We start from the raw sequence: 18,249 nt of genomic DNA on the forward strand, positions 1-18,249 counted from the left end.
TCGAAAGCACGCGGCTGACTATATGCCCGTGCCGATGGCCGCGGAGGAATGTGCGCTGCGCCTCAGCGCTCGTGCTCGGCGCTCCTGCGCTGCGCGGACGAGCCCCCGAGCTCCTCCACCGTGGGCAGGCTCGCCTCCTCCGGCAGCTGCCGCACGGCCTGCGCGATCCGGGAGTCGAGGTCGTCGAACTCCTCCGCGGTCTCGTCGAGCTCGCCCAGCAGCTGGCGGATCGAGTCCGCATGCGATTCCGCCTCGAGGTTGAGGTCGCGGAAATGCCCTTCGACGGTCTCGTCCCCGGCGGTCCGGGCGACGACGTCCAGCACCCGCTCGCCCATCTCGCGTGTGCGCTCGGAGTGGTCGAGCGCGATGAGCTGGGCATCGAGACTGCGCAGATGCTCGAGGTACTCGTGCATGCTCACCACGCGGTCGGCGATCGAGCTGAACGCCCCCGCCAGCCTGCGCAGATACGCGGAGACACGGTCGGCCTCCCCCGTGTCGCGAAGTTCGTCGAGCTGGGAGCGGACCTCGCACAGCTCGACGAGGCGGGTCCCGAGAGTGCCGATGATCGCATCGAGATCCACCCGGGCCACGTGGTCGGCGAGGACCGGATGCGTCCACGATCGAGTCGCCGCGATGCGCGTGGCGATGGTGACGGCGAGCTGGAAGAGCCTCTGCTCATCCGTGTCCTGCCCTTTCTTCCCGCCGCCGAGGTACCCGAGGGAGACCGGGGTGATCCAGCGCGCCTGGCGCGCCCGCTGTCGGTCGGCGCGGCTGAGGCGCTTGGGATCGCGCAGATATTTCGACCCGGTGAGACCGCCGGTGACGCCCGTGCCTGCGGCGAGGATACCGGTCGCGACGAAGCCTCCTGTTGCGATGTCCCCCGTGATCCAGGAGACCCCAAAAGCGCTCAGCCCCGTGATGCCCGTGACTCCCGCGCCCGCCCCCGTGAGGCCCTTGAAGAGGATGTTCGAGCGGATGAGGTTGCGGGCCTCCCCGGGGCTTGCCAGCAGGCGGACCGCACCGGTCTGCCGTGAAGCGCTCACGGGGTAGCCGCGCGCATCCCAGACCGCGAGGACGGAATCGGGCACGGAGTCCGGCACCAGCACCCGGTACACCGGCACGCGCCGGGCGCAGTGCTCCTTCCACAGTGCCCGCCAGGGATGCTGTGCGGCCATCGGGTCCGCCTCCTCGCCTCTCGCAGGGTGCTCGCGCAGTGCGGCCCCCTTCTGCGTCCGTTCCCGCCGAGTCTAGTGAGACCGGCTGAAGCCTCCATGAGTGTGCGGCACGGCCTCAGGCGGTCAGGTCTCGGGCAGACCGGCGATGTCGATCTTCTTCATCCCGAGCAGCGCCTGGTAGGCCCCCGGACGCTCCAGCAGCGCATAGAGTCCTGTCGGCACGACCTGCCAGCTCAGTCCGAACTCATCCCTGCACCAGCCGCACTGCTCATGGTCCGGTGAGGCCGAGAGCGCCGCCCACAGCCGGTCGAGCTCCTCCTGTCCGTCCGCCTCGACGAGCAGGGAGAGCCCCTCCGTGAAGGTGAAGTCCTGCTCCACAGCGGAGTCCATGGCGGTCACCCAGAACTCCTCCCGCGGATCCTCGCGCTCAGGGCCCAGCCGGAAGTCCGAGAACATGAGGGCGCCGGCCACGGCCGGCCCGGTCTGCTCCGGGTACGGTGCCGAGTTCCCCGCCCGCGATCCGGGGAACAGGCTCGTGTAGTGAGCAACAGCCTCGGCGGCCCTGTTCTGCGCGGGCCCGCAGAACATGAGCGCGGGAAGGACGACGGGACGCGGCTCCCCCTCCGGGTTCGTGAGGATGAGCTGCCAGCTCACGCCGTAGCGGTCCTCCACCCAGGCGTAGCGCGGCGAGAAAGGATACTCGGCCAGTTCCATGAGGACGGATCCGCCGTCCGTGAGCTTGGCGTACACCGCGTCGAGGTACTCGGCCGCGTCATCCATATGTGCGGGGGCGAAGTTCACCATGAAGCCCGCGGCGGGATTGGGTCGGAATTCCGATCCGGCGTTGATGAGCGCGATGCGGCGGCCGTGGACGTCGAGCTCGACGGTGAGCACCTGACCGGCCTTATCTCGCTGGAAGTCCGGGAGGTGCTCCGTCGGGTAGTGCTGACGGGCAGTCTCCCGAGCGTCGCGGAACACGCTCTGGTAGAAGCCCGCCGCCTGCAGTGCCGTGCCGTCGGTCCAGATGTGCGGGACGATCGTGGTCATGGATCAACGATACGCCCGCCGCTGTCCGGTCGCCAGGGTCCGAAGACACTCGTGAAGCGCGCCCCAGGCACTACGGCCGCGCGCGAACGCCTGCCCCGGCTCACTCCTCGACGATGCCCGCCCGCTCCACGGCCACCGCGATCCGCACGCGGTTGTTCGCATCCAGCTTCGCGCTGATCCTTGCCAGGTGCGTCTTCACCGTCGCCTCGCTGGAGTAGGTCTCGGCCGCGATCTCCCGGTTGGACAGTCCCCGGGCCACAAGCAGCGCGATCTCGCGCTCCTTGGCGGTGAGGGAGGCGACCAGTCCCGCAGCGTCCCGCCTGGCCCTGTGATCCTCACCCGAGGCGAAGGAGCGGATGAGCCGAGCCGTGGCCCACGGCGCGAGGATCGCCTCGCCCGCATGGACGGTGCGGATCGCCTGGGCCAGCTCGTCCGGCCCGATGTCCTTGAGGAGGAAGCCGTCGGCCCCAGCCTCGAGCGCACGGAAGAGGTGGTCGTCCGTGTCGAAGCTGGTGAGCGCGACGACTCTCGGCGCGCGGACGCTGTTCGCGAGGCGCTCCGTCGCCTCGATGCCGCCCATCCCCGGCATCCGCACATCCATGAGCACGACGTCCGGGAAGTGCAGCGCCGTCTGTTTCAGCGCAGTCTCCCCGTCGTGGGCGCGGCCCACCACCTCGATGTCCGCGACCGCGCGGAGAATCGCTTCGAGGCCAGTCAGCACCATCGGGTCGTCGTCGACGAGCAGGACGCGGATGGCGGTGCGGGATTCGGACATGGGAGCCATGCTAGGCGATCCGCCCCGTCATGCCCGTCGCCTGTGCTCGCGAGGAGGCGGTACGGGGCGGCGGCCTCTTGCATTCGCGGCCTGGATTCTGCCGCCGGGCAGGGGATGAGAGCGGCAGAATCCAGGACGTGAAGGAAGGCGGTGCCCTTTCGCGTCCTCACGGATAGGCTCTGCCGACAGCGATTTCCAGCCGCACCTGCCTTCACACCTGCGGAGCCGCGAACGGCGGCAGAGTCGCCTCCACGACGAAGACTTCTCCCCGCGGCCCGATCCGCACCGTGCCGCCGAGGACGTGGACGCGCTCGCGGATGCCCTCGAGCCCCGAACCGGAACCGGAAACGGCGAGCTCATGGAGGCCGGCGGCGGTCGCCGGGGCGGCCTCGACGACGGGATTCTCCACGCGGATGCGGGCACCGAGGTCCCCCGCGACCTCGACCTCGACGGTGACCGGCACCCCGGGAGCATGCTTCAGGGCATTCGTGAGAGCCTCCTGCACGATGCGGTACACGGCGCGATGGAGCACCGTGGGCGCGGCCTCCGCGTCCTGCACGATGATCGACGGCCGCACCGCCGTCCCCGTCGCCCGCACGGAGGCGAGCAGCTGCGGCAGGGAGCGGAGTGAGGCGAGGCTGGGCGGGACTGCCGCCTCAGCCAGCGGTCCTCGCGCCCCCAGAGTCCCCTCGCGCACGCCGCCCACCAGATCGCGCAGCTCCGCGAGCGAGGCCTGCGCCTCCCGGCGCAGCGCGCCAGCCGTCTCCGAGACCGCCTCGTCCCTCCCCTCGGCGACCTCGAGCGCACCGCTGTGGAGGGAGATCACGGAGAGGCGGTGCGAGAGGGTGTCGTGCAGTTCGCGGGCGAGGAGTTCGCGCTCGGAACGACGTGCGAGCTCCGCAGTCAGCGATTCGCTGCGCCGAGCCTCCCGCTGCGCATAGGTCTCCACGGCCTTCATCCGGCGCGTGCGTCTGAGCAGGATGCCGAAGCCGATGCTCACTCCGAGGCCCACCGCCCCGGCCAGCACGGTCATGATGTTCATCGCGAGGATCGACTCCGCGGGAGGAGGCGGTGCGCTGAGCATGAAGGCCCTGTCCGGATCGTCGACGAAGAAGAGGCTGAAGGGATTCCGCGCGGACGGTCCCAGGCACAGGCGGAGCATGCCCACGAGCACGAGCACGCTGCCGAGGACCGCAGCCAGGACCGCATGCGCGCGCCTGGCCCGCACCACCATGTGGAACATGCCCACCAGGAGCAGCAGGCAGTCGCCCCATGCCGCGGCCAGCACGCACCCGGCGAGGAAGGTCACCCACGGGATGCGTGCGCGCAGGAACACGGTCGTCCAGAGCACCACGGCCAGGAGGAAGACCAGCACGCCTGCGTCGCTCAGCGTCCCGGTGCCGTCGAGCGCCCCCGGCACCGCCACGAGACCCATCGCAGAGACGCAGATCCCCAGGACGAGGATGAGCACGCCGGAACCTGTCCGCCCGGCCCGACGGAGCCCGCGGCGAGCGCTCTCTCCGCGCTCCGCCGTCCGGCCGCGCCACGTCGGATCCCGGGGTGCCGGCGGCATCCCCGGCGGCAGACCGGGCCCGGCCTCGGGCGAGGAGTGCGCCTGCCCGGACGCGAACGGCGCACCGCCGGAGAATCCGTCCGCCGGTGAGCGCGGAGCACCCTGCGGCATGGGAGCACCCTGAGGAGGGGGCGCCCCGGCGGAAGGCGGCACGGGCCTCGGGGGACGGGCCGGCCGTCGAGGCGGCGGAGACGGGAACTGCTGACCTGGCACAGGCGACACGGTATCCCCGGACGCGGGCTCCGGCGGTCATCCGTCCGGGTGACGAGCCTCAGCCGATCGGCGCCCCGCATCGAGCCGATCAGCGGATGCCCGCCCACGGCCCTCCGCGGAAAGCTGGTCACGTCAACAGCACCACCCCTGTGTCCGGGCTTCGGTCGGGAGCAGGGGCATGTCGCCGCAAGCACCGAACAGCGTCACCGGAGGAGCACGATGTCACTCCCACACACCCCGCAGCCGCCCCACAGCCAGCCGCACCCCCAGGGTCCTGCCGACCCGCAGTGGGCACAGCAGTGGGCACAGCAGCCGGCGCAGCAGTGGGCGCCCCAGCCCGGACCGCCGGCACCTGCGCCGCAGCGGGGCAGACCCAGGAAGCCGCTGCTGAAGCGCTGGTGGTTCTGGGTTCTCGTCGTGCTGGCCGTCATCGTGATCGGCGCAGCCCTGGGCGGCGGCGACGACTCCGCCGAGGACGCCGGGGGCTCCTCCGCGGAGGCCGGAGCAGCCGAGAGCGGCGCGGAGGAGAGCGGCGCGGAGGAGGGCGGAGCGGCAGAGGAGGAGCCGGCGGCCGAGTACGGCCTGGGCGACACCGTGGTCTCCGGTGACTGGGAGGTCACGGTCAAGGCGGTGGAGGAGGGCGTCGCCGAGGTCGGCAACGAGTACCTCGGTGCCACCGCGCAGGGCCAGTTCGTGGTCGTCGACCTCGCGGTGAAGAACGCAGGATCCAGCCCCGAGTACTTCTTCGAGAACAACATCACGCTCAGCGACGAGAGCGGCAACTCCTACAATTCGGACTCCGAGGCCGGGATCTACGCCGACGAGGACGCCCTCTTCCTCGAGGAGATCAACCCCGGCAACACCGCCGAGGGAGTGCTCGTGTTCGACGTGCCGACGGAGGTCTCCCCCAGCCACCTGGAGTTCCAGGGCGGAATCTTCTCCGAGGCCGCGAGCGTCTCGCTGGGCTGAGCCCCGGCACACCGCAGACTGAGAGCGGGCCGTGGGCTTCCGGGAAGCTGCCCACGGCCCGCTCTCGCGTCTCCGCCCTCGGCAGCGTGCGTTCGCCGCTCAGGCTCGTCCGCCGCTCAGCTCATCGCTGAGCGGCGGACTGCTGAGCGGCGGAGGTCTGCCTCAGCCGTTGATCTTCGCGAGGATCAGCTCACGCGCCTTGCCGGCATCCGCCTGGCCGCGGGTGGCCTTCATGATCGGCCCCATGAGCGCTCCGATGGCCTGCATCTTCCCGCCCCTGATCTTCTCGACCACATCCGGGTTGTCCGCGAGCGCGGCTTCGACCGCGGCCTCGAGCGCACCGTCGTCCTGGACGATCTCGAGACCGTCCGCGGCCATCACCTCGGCGGGCATGCCCCTGCCCTCGGCGACCCCGGCGAGCACCTTCCGCGCCAGCTTGTCGTTGAGCTTCCCGGCCTCCACGAGCTGCTGCAGCTCGGCCACGGCCTCGGGCGTGGCCAGGGCCTCAGGGGAGACCTCACTCTGCTTGGCCAGGCGGGCGATCTCGCCCATCCACCACTTGCGCGCGGCATCCGGACCAGCACCTGCCGCCACCGTCGCCTCCACCTGGTCGAGCAGGCCGGCGTTGATGATGTCGCGCATCTCCAGTTCGCCGATGCCCCACTCACCCAGGAGGCGACGGCGACGGGCTGCGGGCAGCTCCGGCAGTGCGGCACGGATCTCCTCGACCCATTCCCGCGGCGGCGCGACCGGCACCAGGTCCGGCTCCGGGAAGTAGCGGTAGTCGTCCGCATCGGACTTGGGCCGTCCGGGGCTCGTCCCGCCGGTGTCCTCGTGGAAGTGGCGGGTCTCCTGGACCACGGCCTCGCCCGCGTCGAGCACATCCGCCTGGCGGGCGACCTCGAAGCGCACCGCCCGCTCGATGGAGCGGAACGAGTTGACGTTCTTCGTCTCCGTCCGCGTGCCCAGCGGCGCATCGGGGGATTCGCGCAGGGACACGTTGATGTCCGCGCGCACGTTGCCCTGCTCCATGCGGGCCTCGGACACGTCGAGGGCGCGGAAGATGTCGCGGAGCGTGCGGACATAGGCAGCGGCCACCTCGGGAGCGCGCTCGCCCGCGCCCTCGATGGGACGGGTGACGATCTCCACGAGCGGCACGCCCGCGCGGTTGTAGTCGACGAGGGAGTGCTCGGCGCCGTGGATGCGACCGGCGGCACCGCCCACGTGCGTGTTCTTGCCCGCGTCCTCCTCCATGTGCGCGCGCTCGATCTGCACGGGCACGATCGTCCCGTCCTCGAGCTCCACGTCGATCTGCCCGTCGAAGGCGATGGGCTCGTCGTACTGCGAGGTCTGGAAGTTCTTGGGCACGTCCGGGTAGAAGTAGTTCTTCCGGGCGAACCGGCAGGACTCCGCGATCTCGCAGCCCAGCGCCAGACCGATCCGGACCGCGTACTCGACGGCCTTCCCGTTGACCGAGGGCAGGGCCCCGGGCAGGCCGAGCGAGGCCGGGGTGGTGTTCTCGTTGGGGCCGCCGCCGAAGGTGTTGGGGGCGGCGTCGAACATCTTCGTCGCCGTGCCCAGCTCCACGTGCACCTCGATGCCGAGCACCGGATCGTACTTCGCGACTGCGTCTTGGTACTTCATATCTGCTTCCTCAGGCGTTCGTGGCGGTCGCGGCAGCGGCCTCGGAGGAGTACTGGGTGGGAGCGCTCTGCCAGACGGGCCCGCCCCGGTCCGCGGAGACGAGCGCCTCCACCGCAGCCCCCACCTCGTACAGGCGTGCGTCCTCCCGCGCAGGCGCGAGCAGCTGGAAGCCCACCGGCATCCCCTCGGCCAGTCCCGCGGGCAGGCTCATGCCCGGGATCCCGGCGAGGTTGGCCGGAATCGTCGAGGAATCGCCCACGTACAGGGCCATGGGGTCACCGGACTCCTCCTCGCCGAACGGCAGGGCCGTCGTGGCGGCCGTGGGGGACACGAGCACGTCCGCCTGCTCGAAGGCGGCGGCGAAGTCCCGCTGCACCAGCGTGCGCACCTTCTGGGCGGAGCCGTAGTAGGCATCGTAGTAGCCGGCGGAGAGCGCGTACGTGCCCAGGAGGATGCGGCGTTTGATCTCGGAGCCGAAGCCTGCGGCCCGGGTCGCCGCCATGACGGTCTCGGCGGTGACCGGACCGGTCTCCGGCTCCACCCGCAGCCCGAAGCGCATGCCGTCGTAGCGGGCGAGGTTCGAGGACACCTCGGACGGCATGAGCAGATAGTAGGCGTCGAGCGCATAGGACAGCGAGGGCATATCGACCTCGACGATCTCCGCGCCGGCGGCCTCGGCGAGAGCCAGCACACGGTCGAAGGCCGCCGCCACGCCGGAGGCGCAGCCATCACTCATGATCTGCTTGACGACACCCAGGCGCCTGCCCTTGAGCGAGCCCTCCCGCGTTCCCGCGGCAGCAGCCGCGAGGAAGTCCGGGACCGGCTCGCGCAGCGAGGTCGAATCGTGCGGATCGTGGCCGGCCATGAGCTGGTGGAGGGCCGCGGCATCGGCGACCGTGCGCCCGATGGGGCCCACCTGGTCGAGGCTCGAGGCCATCGCGATGATGCCGTAGCGCGATACGGAGCCGTACGTGGGCTTCACCCCCACCGTGCCGGTGAAGGCTGCGGGCTGGCGGACGGAGCCGCCGGTGTCCGTACCCACGGACAGCGGCGCCTGGAAGGCCGCCGCAGCCGAGGCCGCCCCGCCGGAGGAGCCGCCGGGCACCGTGTCCGTGTCCCAGGGGTTGCGGGTGACGTGGAACGCCGAGTGCTCCGTCGTCGAGCCCATCGCGAACTCGTCCAGGTTCGTCTTGCCGAGCACCGGCAGGCCCGCGGCCCTGATCTTCGCGTAGACGGTGGCGTCATAGGGAGGCACCCAGTCCTCGAGGATCTTCGAACCGGCGGTCGTGCGGATGCCCTGCGTGACGACGAGGTCCTTGAGCGCCACCGGCACGCCCGCATAGGGGTGCAGCTCCTCGCCCGCGGCCCGGCGGCGGTCCACATCCGCGGCGGCGGCCAGTGCCGCATCCGGCGTGACGGTGATGAAGGAGCCGATCTGCGCCTCGGTGGCCTCGATGCGGTCGAGGTGGGCGCGGGTGACCTCCGTGGAGCTGTACTCACCGGCGGTGAGACCTGCCGCCAGCTGCGCGGCGGTCAGCGAGGTGAGGTCCCTGTCGGCTGCACCGGTGCTGTTCGGGGAGTTCTGCTCGCCCATGCTCATTCCTCCCCCAGGATCTGCGGGACGAGGAACTTGCCCTGGTCCTGCGCCGGCGCTCCGGAGAGCGCCTGCTCGGCGCTCAGCGAGGTCCCCACGACGTCTTCGCGGAGGACGTTGGAGAGCGGGATCGGGTGGCTCGTGGCCGGCACCTCGTCCGTCGCCACCTCCGAGACCCGTGCGACATGGGACAGGATCGTGTCGATCTCCCCCGCCATGCGTTCCAGCTCAACGTCTGTCATGGCGATCCTCGCCAGCTCAGCCAGGTGCTTGACCTGCTCAGCGGTGATCGCGGCTGCTTCCGCCATCCTCACCCCATCTGTTCGTCCGTACTGATCCGCAGGACAGTCTAGTTGCTGGCTCGCCGCGCACCGGCACGCACGGCTGTGGTCTGCGAAGGGCCTGCCCGCAGACGGAGGGAGCCGTGCGCGTATGCAGTCCGTGCGGCGAACTTGGTGCGAGCGCGCATCTCGCACATACCTGAGCCGATGGGGTGCCCGCTTGTGCTGATGCGACTGGCCAGGCCTCAGGCGATGAGGGCTGCGCTGCGCTCGCCGCGGATGTAGGAGCCCAGGTCGTCGCTCACGCGCTGGGCCGCGTCCCAGGAGATCTCGCCCGAGGCGGCAGCGGCCATGAGCTCCGCGCGCACTCCTTCGGCGCGGGTCCGGGCCGTGCTGTCGTCCCCGTCACCGGCCTCCGGGAGGGCGGCGGGCCCGCCGCTCTCGGCACCGGCGACGGCGGCGGATTCGGCGGCGAGCTCTGCGGAGCCGTCGCGCTGGAGGGAATTCCCGAGTGCCGCTGCCCCGATCGTCGAGCCGACGGCGAGCGCCGCGGAGATGAGCAGGCGCGTTCCGATGTTCATGGCCCCCACTCTCGCACCCGCATCTGAATGTGAGGCAGGTCGCCGCTGGATGAGCGCTGTGAGCTCAGCTTCCGGACGGGCGTGCGCTGTCCGGCTCCGCGGTGTCCGGCCCGGCGCCCTGCGCGCACTCTGGTTCCACGGCCTCGGCGCCGGCGTCGGTGGCCTACGCGCCCCCGGACTCCGCGTCCGCCTCGGTCTCCGCAGGACCGTGCTCCAGCAGTTCGAGGAACGCCTCCTCGTCGAGCACCGGCACGCCGAGGGACTCCGCCTTGGCGAGCTTGGACCCGGCTTTGGCACCGGCGACCACGTAGTCGGTCTTCTTGGAGACGGAGCCGGCCGGCTTGCCGCCGAGCGCGCGGATGGCCTCGGCGATGCCGTCGCGGGTGAAGCGCTCGAGCGAACCCGTCGCCACGAGCGTGAGACCGGCGAGCACCTGGCGCCGGGCGGCTTCGGCCACCAGCGGGGCCGCTTCCTCCGCGACGCCCTCGATCTCACCGGTCAGGGCCGAGGCCGTCTCGGGGTCCGCCCCGGCCGGCCCCCCGGCATGAGGGTCAGCCGAGCCGGGAGCGCCGCCGCGCAGCACGCCGTCGTCCATGACCACGCCCGCGGCCTGCCAGCGCTCGACGATCTCGACGTGCCAGTCGACCTCGAACCACTCCTTGAGGCTCGCGGCGATCACCTCTCCCACGCCCTCCACGGCCGCGAGCTCATCGGCCGAGGCGCGGCGGACGGCGGCCATCGAGCCGAAGGCGGCCGCGATCTCGCGGGCGGCGGCGGGACCCACGTGCCGGATGGACAGCGCCACGAGGACGCGCCACAGCGGATTGCGCTTGGCCTTCTCGAGCTCCGCCAGCAGGGTGTCCGTGTTCTTCCGGGCGCGTGAGGGCGTCTTCACCTCACCCCTGCGCGCCTTCGTCCTGTACAGCTCCGGCCGCGTCCAGAAGTACGGCACGAGCTCCCTGCGCTCCTCGCCGCCCTCCCGCACGGTCTGCCAGGTGAGCACGCCGCGCAGATCGCCGGCGCGCTCCTCGCGCGTGAGGTCGAAGAGGAACGCCTCGGAGACGAGCGGCACCACGCTGTCCGCGTCCCCGCCCTCGTAGGCGTCCGGGGCGGTGAGCGCGTAGGCTGCCTGCTCCCCCAGCGCCTCGATGTCCAGCGCGGAGCGCGAGGCGAGGTAGATGACGCGGCCGACCAGCTGCTCGGGGCAGGAGCGGGCATTGGGGCAGCGGAGGTCCTTGTCCCCGGCCTTCTGCTCGTAGAGCTGGGATCCGCAGGCGGGGCACGTCTCGGGCATGGCGAAGGCGGTCTCCGTGCCGTCGCGCTGGTCCGCGACCGGGCCCAACACCTCGGGGATGACGTCACCGGCCTTGCGGATGACCACGAGGTCGCCGATCAGCACTCCCTTGCGCCTGACCTCGTGCGCGTTGTGCAGCGTGGCCCGCTCCACGGTGGAGCCGGCGACGAGCACCGGCTCCATGACGGCGTACGGCGTGACCCGGCCGGTGCGGCCCACGTGCACGCGGATGTCCAGCAGCCGGGTGGTGACCTCTTCGGGCGGGTACTTGAAGGCCGTCGCCCAGCGCGGTGCCCGGGAGGTGTATCCGAGCTCCTCCTGGACGGCGAGGTCGTCAACCTTGACGACGACGCCGTCGATCTCGTGCGAGACGGAGTGCCGGTGCTCCGCATAGTGCTCGATGTAGTCGATCACCTCGTCCGCGCTGTCGCACACGCGGTAGTGCTCGCTGATGGGCAGGCCCCAGGAGCGCAGCTGCCCGTAGACCTCCGACTGGGTCTCCGGCTCCGGGTGGGAGGCGTCGGCCGGGATCCACGCGGCGATGCCGTGCACGAGCATGCGCAGCGGCCGCTGGGCGGTGATCTGCGGGTTCTTCTGGCGGAGCGAGCCGGCAGCCGCATTGCGGGGGTTGGCGAAGGGCTTGTGCCCGGCCTCGACGAGGGCGGCATTCAGCTCCGCGAAGCGCTCGACCGGGAAGAAGACCTCGCCGCGGATCTCGACCTGAGCGGGCGGGTGCTCGGTGTCGAGGTGCTGGGGGACGTCGGCGAGCGTGCGGACGTTGGGGGTGATGTCCTCGCCCGTCGTGCCGTCGCCGCGGGTGGCCGCCCGCACCAGCTCGCCGTCGCGGTAGAGGAGGTTCACCGCGAGCCCGTCGATCTTGAGTTCCGTGAGCCAGCGCGTGCCCTCCGGAACGGCGTGGCGCTCGCGCGCGAACCAGGCGCGCAGCTCGTCGTGGGAGAAGACGTTGTCCAGGGAGTACATGCGCGCGATGTGCTCGACGGCATCGAACGTCGTCGTGTCTACCGAGCCGCCCACGTGCTGGGTGGGGGAATCGTCTCGGCGCAGCTCGGGGTGCCTCTCCTCGATCGCCTCGAGCTCGCGGACGAGGCCGTCGTAGTCCGCGTCCGGCAGCGGCGAGGCGTTCTCCTGGTAGTAGGCCTCGCGCAGCTCCTCGATGCGTGCCGTGAGGTCGTGGACCCGGCGGGCGAGCTCATCCGCGCTCTCGGCCGGGGCTCCGGGCTCGGTCAGGGTCGTCCCGGCTGCGGCTCCCGCACCGGTCGTCTCCTCCTCGGCCGGGGCCTGCGTCCCGGCCGCCTCCGCCTCGGACACAGTGTCTTGGTTCTCCGCCTGGCCGCTCATCGCTGGTTCTCCTCGAGGTAGTGGTGCACGCTGCTCACCCGGCCTGATCCGCGAGTGCCCGGGCGAGGCCAGAGGCCATGCGCAGATGCGCGCGGCTGCGCTCCGGGTTCGCGTCCTCCGGCAGCAGCGGGTGAGCGCCCACCGGCAGCTCCTCCCCCGTGAGGATACCGAATGCGGCGAGGCCCTCCCGGTTCATCCCGACGGCCTGCCAGGGCTCGGCGACGGCCTCGACCCAGCCTGTGACGGCCTCGGGCGCGGCGGCCGCGTGCGGAGGCACCCTCAGCCACAGCTGACCTCCGGCCTCCGTCCACTCCGCCAGGCGCTCCCAGCGCCGCACGGCCTGAGCCGTGAGCGGGGTGCCTGGCCGGGCCGCTGTCCGTGCCCGGTCCCCGGGCCGGGTGCCGGCATGTGCCGCGACCTCCTGCTGCGCACCGGATCCCGGGCGGGTCCCGGTTCCGGACTGCGGCCGGTCGCCTGCCCACGAGCCTCCCCCGCTGCGCTCGAGGCCGACCGCCAGCGCGGAGACGCCCGCATCCCGCGCCAGCTGCGTGTGCGGGATGGCCTTCCCTGCGAGCCGCACGGTCCCCGCGCTCGGCAGCGAGAGGATCGTGCCCTCCCCCGTCCGCGCGATCAGCGAGCGGAGGGCGGCCGTCACCTGCGCATCGGGCACCGCAGGCAGAGTGCGGTAGCCGGAGGCGGTGGGCACGGTGCCGGTGAGCACGGCGTCGAGCTCCTCCTCGACCAGGCGGATGCGCACGAGGGGCGCGGGATCATCCGGTCCGGCGGGGCCCTCGCCGACGATCCCCTGCACCCGCTCACGCAGCTGGCGCAGACCCTCGGCGTATGCCTGGATCACATCGCGGCGTGCGCCCGGATCGCCCAGGGCGGGCGACTCATCGGGCAGACCCAACCGGCGCACGAGCGTCCAGGGACCGGGCACGGAGACGAGCACGGGCAGCCCGGAGCGCTCCGCGTACTCGCTCATCGCGTCGAGCGTCCGGCCCAGCCGTGAGGCCTCCCGGCGGGCGTCGAGGGAGCGTGCCGCGGTGGCTGCACGTGCGCCCAGGAGCCTCCAGCCGGCAGGGCCGATGTCCACCGGCAGCTCCGGCAGCAGCTGGGCGGCGAGGCCGAGCGCGTCCGCCGCCCAGCGCGTTCCTCCGGCCGCCGGCTGGCTCATGAGCGGGAGAGGGACGGCGGAGCCCGTGCGCGGGGCGCCCTCCACTGCGGAGACCGCCCGTGAGACCGCCTCGCGCGGATCGACGTCCGCCCAGGCCCCTGTGGTGGAGAACATGCTCATGCGCGGTGCCCGCTCCTTCCGTGTGATGGTCGTGTGATGCCTCATGCAGGGCGGACCCGGCTCAGCCCGCGAGCCCCGCTCAGCGCGAACTCAGCCCGGTGCGCACTCAGCTCAGTGCGCGGCCGCGGATCCGCCTGCCGCGCCTCGGCCCCTGCCCTGCAGTCCCGCCGCTCGCGTGCCGGGCGCTCCCGCTCCCGGTGCGGCGGCGAACCCCATGATCTTGGCACAGAAGACGCGGCCGCGCTCCAGCGCCTCCGCCTCGGCGCCGGCCGTGCCCTGTGCGCCGTCCAGCACGTGCACGGAGAAGGGCAGCGCGGAGCCGCGCAGAGCGGAGACGAGCGCGCGGGCGGGGGCCGCCTCGGCCGCGCCCTCCTCACCGAACAGGAGGGCGACCGGCCGCACGGGCACGAGGGGGGCCTCCCGCGCCGGAGGCTCGCCGGACGCAGGAGGCTCGCCGGTCTCGGTGCGCCCGGGAAGACCCCCGGGCGAGGAGGCCTCTGCCTGTGCCGAAGGCTCTGGCGGTGCTGAATACTCTGGCTGCGCAGAAGGGCGGGCGAGCGCAGGCACCTCCGGCCGTGGAGCGAGTCCGGCCGTGCCGAGCACCGGGTCCCGGATCACCCCGCACGCGAAGGGCGTGTCGTCCCCTGCGAGCGCACGCAGCGCCGCGGTCCCACCGGAGCGCGCGCCCCACACCGCGATCCGCTCCGGATCCGCCAGCCCCAGCTCGGCCAGCCCCCGCGCGGCAGTGACGAGGTCCGCGACATCGCGCACACCCTCGAAGCCGCGCAGGTCATCGCGGTAGGCCCGCCCGAAGCCGGAGGAGCCCGCGGTGTTCACCGCCGCCACGCCCACCCCGCGGGAGGCGAGGTGTGCGGCCAGCGGATGCACCTGCGGCACCGCCTGGTCCGCCGGGCGCTCATGGGCGAGCACGACGAAGGGAGGAAGCTCGCCGGCCGGAGCCGAATGGTCCGGACTCCGCGGCGGGTGGACGACCGCCGGCACCCCGCCCAGACTGCGCGTGCGCGGCAGCGGCACCCAGGGTCCGAGGCCGCCCGGTTCGGCCTCGAGCGCGAGCGGGCGCAGCTCTCCGGAGGCCAGATGGCACAGGTACAGGCCGTTCGCCCGGCGACCGCTGCCGCCGGTCACGAGCACGAGGCCGTGCGCGTGATCGTGGTCCTGCAGCCGCAGCCAGTCGAGATCGCAGTCGAGCGCGCGCACATCACCGGTCTCCGGATGCGCCCACAGCAGCGCCGAGGTGCCGCCGCGCCATTCGGCCAGCAGGCGGCGTCCGCGGCCGGCGGGCAGCAGCCACCTGTCGCCGAGGTCTGAGAGCGGACCGCCGGTGCCGTCCTCTCCCAGCAGGGTGGGGAGGGCGCTCCCGCCGGACGGGGCATCGGGCGCGGGCGGAGGCGGGGTTTCCGGCGCCGTCTCCGGCGGGGCCGCCTCCGGAGAGCGCGCGCGGCGCCGGGCGAGCTCCTGGGCCCTCCTCTCGAGGGCTTCGCGCACCGCCTCGTCCGGCAGCAGCGGCACGACGTCGACGAGCGGCACGCCGGGCTCACCCGAGGCCCGCGCGAACGCCGCCTTCGCGTCGAGGAGGACGGGCCGCCACGTGCTTCGGGAGTCCTCGGCGAAGACGACGCTGCGTCCGGAGACCCATTCGGGCTGGAGCACCGCGGTGTCCGGGTTCCGCCAGATCTGACGTGCGTGCACGGGGACCGTGCCGCCGTCCCTGCCGTGCGCGGCGATCCAGCTGAGCGAGGCTGCGAAGAGCGCCGTCTCCTCCCAGGGGGCGTGCGGCGGATCCCAGCCCGCGAAGATCAGCAGCGAGCGGTCCGGGGAGAGTCTCGGCCAGGCCGCGAAGTGAGTGGCGGAGCGGACGAGCACCTGCGGCGGATGCGCTCCGGTGGGGTCGAGGCGGACGAGTTCGGGGAGGCCGGCTGCGTCGGACTGCTGGAGCGCGCCCGGGACTGGCCCTGCGGTGTCCGGGACGGGTGCTGCCTTTGCCAGTCCCGCGCCGAGTGCGGCTGGTCCATGCGGCGCGTGTGGTGCATGCCCTGTGTCCCGTGCATGCGGTGGCCCCGGTGTGTCCGTCCGGCCTTGATGCGCCGCGATCGGCTCCCCGCGCACCGCCGTGCGGATCGCGAGGAGCACGCCCTGCGACACCGTGAGATCGCCGTACACGAACGAGGCGGGTGCAGATCCGGACGGCCGGGCGGACTGAGCTGATTCGGGCTGGGCCGGCCGAGCCGCCTCCGGAACGGCGGGTCCGGGGGCGTCTGCGCTCGGGGAACCGGCCTCGGGAAGCCGGTCGGGCGGCGGGAGCGAGGAGCGCTTCCCTGCGATGTGGTCGGCGATGTCGTCGCCGCGCAGGCGGAGCAGATGCTGGGTCGCCGCATCCGTCCAGATGAGGTCCCCCGTCTCCGGCATGACGGCCCAGGCACCGTGTGCGCCGGCAGTGTCCTGGAAGGGTGCGACCTCCTGGAAGGGCGCAGGGTCGAGGGGCTCCGCATCGCGGGGCCGTGCTCCGGGATGCGCCGTGTCGGGGAACGCTGCACCCCGGGACATTGCGCCCAGGGATGCAGCACCCGGGGACGCTGCGCCTGGGAACTCGGCGCGGCGGAAGAGCGCCGACCCTACGTCCATGCCCTCGGGGGTGATCCGCACGGGGTCCGCGTGATCCGTGAGCGAGGTCCAGAAGAGCGCCGTCTCCCCCGTCTCCGGGAGGCGCTGGGCGAACCAGACCCCGGGCCTGCCCGCGACCTCGCCGAACCGCCCCTGCCCCACCGTCGCACTCCAGGAGGCGGCGGTGCGCGCGTCGATGGGAGACGCCCAGGACCCGTAGGGCGCGATGCGCACCCCTGCATTCGAGTCCGCCTGCTTCCGCCGTCCCACCATGCTGCTCCCCCGTGTCCGCCGCACTCACCGGAACGTCCTCATTCTGCCCCGCGGCGGGCGCGGGTTCCACCGGTTCCTCCCCCCTTCCCCGCCCCACCCGCGGACCACCTCACCCGCCCACCGGCGCAGCGTCTCACCCGCGCCCCGGCGCACCGGGCACCGTCCCCAGGACGAGGGCGTGGCGGATCTGCAGGAAGACCTTCGCCCGGAACAGGTCCTCCCACCGCAGGCGGAACGGCCGATAGCCGAGGTTGCGCAGAGCGTATTCGCGCTCGCGCTCCGCACGGAACCTCTCCTGGGGGTCCTGGCCGTCGAGTCCGTACTTCTCCTCGCCGTCCACCTCCACCGCGATCATCGCCTCCCGATGCGCGAAGTCCACCCTGCCCACCTCCCGGCCCGCCTCATCGCAGATCCGCACCTGCGGTTCGAAGCCCATGATCCCGTGCTCCAGGAAGCGCACAGCGCACACGGACTCCGCCGGTGACTCGCGCACCCCGTCGGCCAGGGCCAGCGCCGCTCGCACCGTCCCCCGGAACCGCCGCGGAACCTCGGCATCCACCAGCGCCCCCACCGCCGCCTCCAGCTCTGCCTCCTCACGGAACGCGCTGTCGAGCATCGGCACGGAGACCAGGAGCGGATGATCCCGCGCCACATCGAGCAGTGTCCGCACCTTCGTCGTCACCGCGTATCCGCCCGCGACCTCCGTCTGCTCCGCAGGCACAGCGCGGCTGCGGACGCGCCATCCGTTCCGCGTGCGCGACCGCCCCTCCTGAACGGCCTCCACCGCAGTGCCGGGCACCGTCACGAGGGGCAGACCGTGGATGAGCGCAGCCGTGAGATGGGAGAAGACGGCCCCCGGCGGAAGATCCTCGCGCCGAGCGGCGATCTGTCGGCGCAGGCGCTCGACGTCCCCGCGCAGGCCTTGGAGCTCACCTGCGAGAGTCACCGCGGGATCCCCGGCAAAGATGCGCAGCGGAGCGTGACGAGGCTCCTCGCACTGCCGCGCGACGGTGTACCGGCCACGGCAGATGCGGACGAGGCAGCACGCGAGCGCCCGCGCGAGCTCCGCCTCCCGGACCCCCATCGCCGTGAGCTGACTTCGATGCAGTATGGCGTACATGACACCAAACTGCACCGTTCGCACACATTCGCCAAGAGTGCGTGGCGATCTGTGGACAAACACGGGGTGTGCAACCGCGTGGACGGCACTCTGCGTCACAGCTCGGACGATCACAGCGCTCACGCCCTGAGCGCGCACAGCCACAGCCCGCGCACACAGCGTGGGTGCGCGAGCTCGGCGCACCGCAGTCACCACCTCCCGCCAGGACGCCCACTTCTCTCGCAGACGCCCACATATCTCCGGGAATACCTGGGCGTCTGCGAGAGAACTGGGTGTCAGCACGCGGGAAGTAGGCGTCCGAGCAGGAAACTGGGCGTCCAGGAAGCGAAGTGGGTGTGGGGAGGGAGAGAATCCGCATCGGCAGAGATGCCTGACGGAATCGGGAGGCAGGAGGCCCGGGCGGGCGGGGGGGACCTGCGATGCGGTGCGCCT

At 72.3% G+C, this 18,249-nt stretch carries 13 protein-coding genes; 1 reads left to right on the top strand and 12 read right to left on the bottom strand.

All coding sequences use genetic code 11. The features are described 5' to 3' along the window. Positions 1-62: 62 nt before the first annotated feature. The 4 genes from K318_RS0115615 to K318_RS22475 all read right to left on the bottom strand — a co-directional run bounded on the left by K318_RS0115615 (position 63) and on the right by K318_RS22475 (position 4,681). The gene (locus tag K318_RS0115615) at positions 63-1,175 is read right to left on the bottom strand and encodes a hypothetical protein (RefSeq protein ID WP_035282164.1); all 1,113 of its coding nucleotides are present in this window, start codon (positions 1,173-1,175) and stop codon (positions 63-65) included. 123 nt (positions 1,176-1,298) lie between these two features. Then, positions 1,299-2,222, bottom strand: coding sequence for a VOC family protein (locus K318_RS0115620; RefSeq protein WP_029090168.1), 924 nt, complete (start codon positions 2,220-2,222; stop codon positions 1,299-1,301). 100 nt (positions 2,223-2,322) lie between these two features. Then, complete coding sequence (locus K318_RS0115625) at positions 2,323-2,997, bottom strand: response regulator (RefSeq protein ID WP_029090169.1); 675 nt, start codon at positions 2,995-2,997, stop codon at positions 2,323-2,325. Between the two features lie 211 nt (positions 2,998-3,208). Continuing rightward, positions 3,209-4,681 carry a sensor histidine kinase gene (locus tag K318_RS22475; RefSeq protein ID WP_156914072.1) on the bottom strand — a complete coding sequence of 491 codons (1,473 nt, stop codon included), beginning with the start codon at positions 4,679-4,681 and terminating at the stop codon, positions 3,209-3,211. A gap of 321 nt (positions 4,682-5,002) precedes the next feature. On the opposite strand from K318_RS22475, the gene K318_RS22480 reads away from it, so the two are divergent. Next, the gene (locus K318_RS22480) at positions 5,003-5,752 is read left to right on the top strand and encodes a DUF4352 domain-containing protein (RefSeq protein WP_084500324.1); all 750 of its coding nucleotides are present in this window, start codon (positions 5,003-5,005) and stop codon (positions 5,750-5,752) included. A gap of 162 nt (positions 5,753-5,914) precedes the next feature. Here the strand turns inward: K318_RS22480 and gatB are convergent, their stop codons facing one another. From gatB to K318_RS22500, 8 genes are all read right to left on the bottom strand, one after another. Next, positions 5,915-7,396 carry an Asp-tRNA(Asn)/Glu-tRNA(Gln) amidotransferase subunit GatB gene (gene gatB / locus K318_RS0115640; RefSeq protein WP_029090170.1) on the bottom strand — a complete coding sequence of 494 codons (1,482 nt, stop codon included), beginning with the start codon at positions 7,394-7,396 and terminating at the stop codon, positions 5,915-5,917. Positions 7,397-7,406: 10 nt separating this feature from the next. Then, entirely contained in the window at positions 7,407-8,990 is a 1,584-nt protein-coding gene (gene gatA / locus K318_RS0115645; protein ID WP_051298101.1) for an Asp-tRNA(Asn)/Glu-tRNA(Gln) amidotransferase subunit GatA, read from the bottom strand. Between the two features lie 2 nt (positions 8,991-8,992). Continuing rightward, complete coding sequence (gene gatC / locus K318_RS0115650) at positions 8,993-9,298, bottom strand: Asp-tRNA(Asn)/Glu-tRNA(Gln) amidotransferase subunit GatC (RefSeq protein WP_029090172.1); 306 nt, start codon at positions 9,296-9,298, stop codon at positions 8,993-8,995. A gap of 218 nt (positions 9,299-9,516) precedes the next feature. Further along, positions 9,517-9,852, bottom strand: coding sequence for a hypothetical protein (locus K318_RS0115655; protein ID WP_029090173.1), 336 nt, complete (start codon positions 9,850-9,852; stop codon positions 9,517-9,519). A 163-nt stretch (positions 9,853-10,015) separates the two neighbouring features. Next, on the bottom strand, positions 10,016-12,505 hold the full coding sequence (ligA, locus tag K318_RS22485) for an NAD-dependent DNA ligase LigA (protein WP_084500325.1): 2,490 nt from the start codon (positions 12,503-12,505) through the stop codon (positions 10,016-10,018). 34 nt (positions 12,506-12,539) lie between these two features. Then, positions 12,540-13,802: a uroporphyrinogen decarboxylase/cobalamine-independent methonine synthase family protein gene (locus tag K318_RS22490; protein WP_051298102.1), complete on the bottom strand. Its 1,263-nt coding sequence runs from the start codon at positions 13,800-13,802 to the stop codon at positions 12,540-12,542. Between the two features lie 111 nt (positions 13,803-13,913). Next, positions 13,914-16,697 carry a prolyl oligopeptidase family serine peptidase gene (locus tag K318_RS23940; protein WP_029090174.1) on the bottom strand — a complete coding sequence of 928 codons (2,784 nt, stop codon included), beginning with the start codon at positions 16,695-16,697 and terminating at the stop codon, positions 13,914-13,916. Positions 16,698-16,830: 133 nt separating this feature from the next. Then, on the bottom strand, positions 16,831-17,817 hold the full coding sequence (locus K318_RS22500; protein ID WP_156914073.1) for a hypothetical protein: 987 nt from the start codon (positions 17,815-17,817) through the stop codon (positions 16,831-16,833). Positions 17,818-18,249: the final 432 nt, after the last annotated feature.

It is taken from the genome of Brevibacterium album DSM 18261, assembly GCF_000426445.1.
GTDB lineage: Bacteria > Actinomycetota > Actinomycetes > Actinomycetales > Brevibacteriaceae > Brevibacterium > Brevibacterium album.

Coding starts and splice junctions, on each gene's coding strand:
- K318_RS0115615 (WP_035282164.1), bottom strand. CDS start 1,175: ATGGCCGCACAGCATCCCTGGCGGGCACTGTGGAAGGAGCACTGCGCC.
- K318_RS0115620 (WP_029090168.1), bottom strand. CDS start 2,222: ATGACCACGATCGTCCCGCACATCTGGACCGACGGCACGGCACTGCAG.
- K318_RS0115625 (WP_029090169.1), bottom strand. CDS start 2,997: ATGTCCGAATCCCGCACCGCCATCCGCGTCCTGCTCGTCGACGACGAC.
- K318_RS22475 (WP_156914072.1), bottom strand. CDS start 4,681: ATGCCGCAGGGTGCTCCGCGCTCACCGGCGGACGGATTCTCCGGCGGT.
- K318_RS22480 (WP_084500324.1), top strand. CDS start 5,003: ATGTCACTCCCACACACCCCGCAGCCGCCCCACAGCCAGCCGCACCCC.
- gatB (WP_029090170.1), bottom strand. CDS start 7,396: ATGAAGTACCAAGACGCAGTCGCGAAGTACGATCCGGTGCTCGGCATC.
- gatA (WP_051298101.1), bottom strand. CDS start 8,990: ATGGGCGAGCAGAACTCCCCGAACAGCACCGGTGCAGCCGACAGGGAC.
- gatC (WP_029090172.1), bottom strand. CDS start 9,298: ATGGCGGAAGCAGCCGCGATCACCGCTGAGCAGGTCAAGCACCTGGCT.
- K318_RS0115655 (WP_029090173.1), bottom strand. CDS start 9,852: ATGAACATCGGAACGCGCCTGCTCATCTCCGCGGCGCTCGCCGTCGGC.
- ligA (WP_084500325.1), bottom strand. CDS start 12,505: ATGAGCGGCCAGGCGGAGAACCAAGACACTGTGTCCGAGGCGGAGGCG.
- K318_RS22490 (WP_051298102.1), bottom strand. CDS start 13,802: ATGAGCATGTTCTCCACCACAGGGGCCTGGGCGGACGTCGATCCGCGC.
- K318_RS23940 (WP_029090174.1), bottom strand. CDS start 16,697: ATGGTGGGACGGCGGAAGCAGGCGGACTCGAATGCAGGGGTGCGCATC.
- K318_RS22500 (WP_156914073.1), bottom strand. CDS start 17,817: ATGTACGCCATACTGCATCGAAGTCAGCTCACGGCGATGGGGGTCCGG.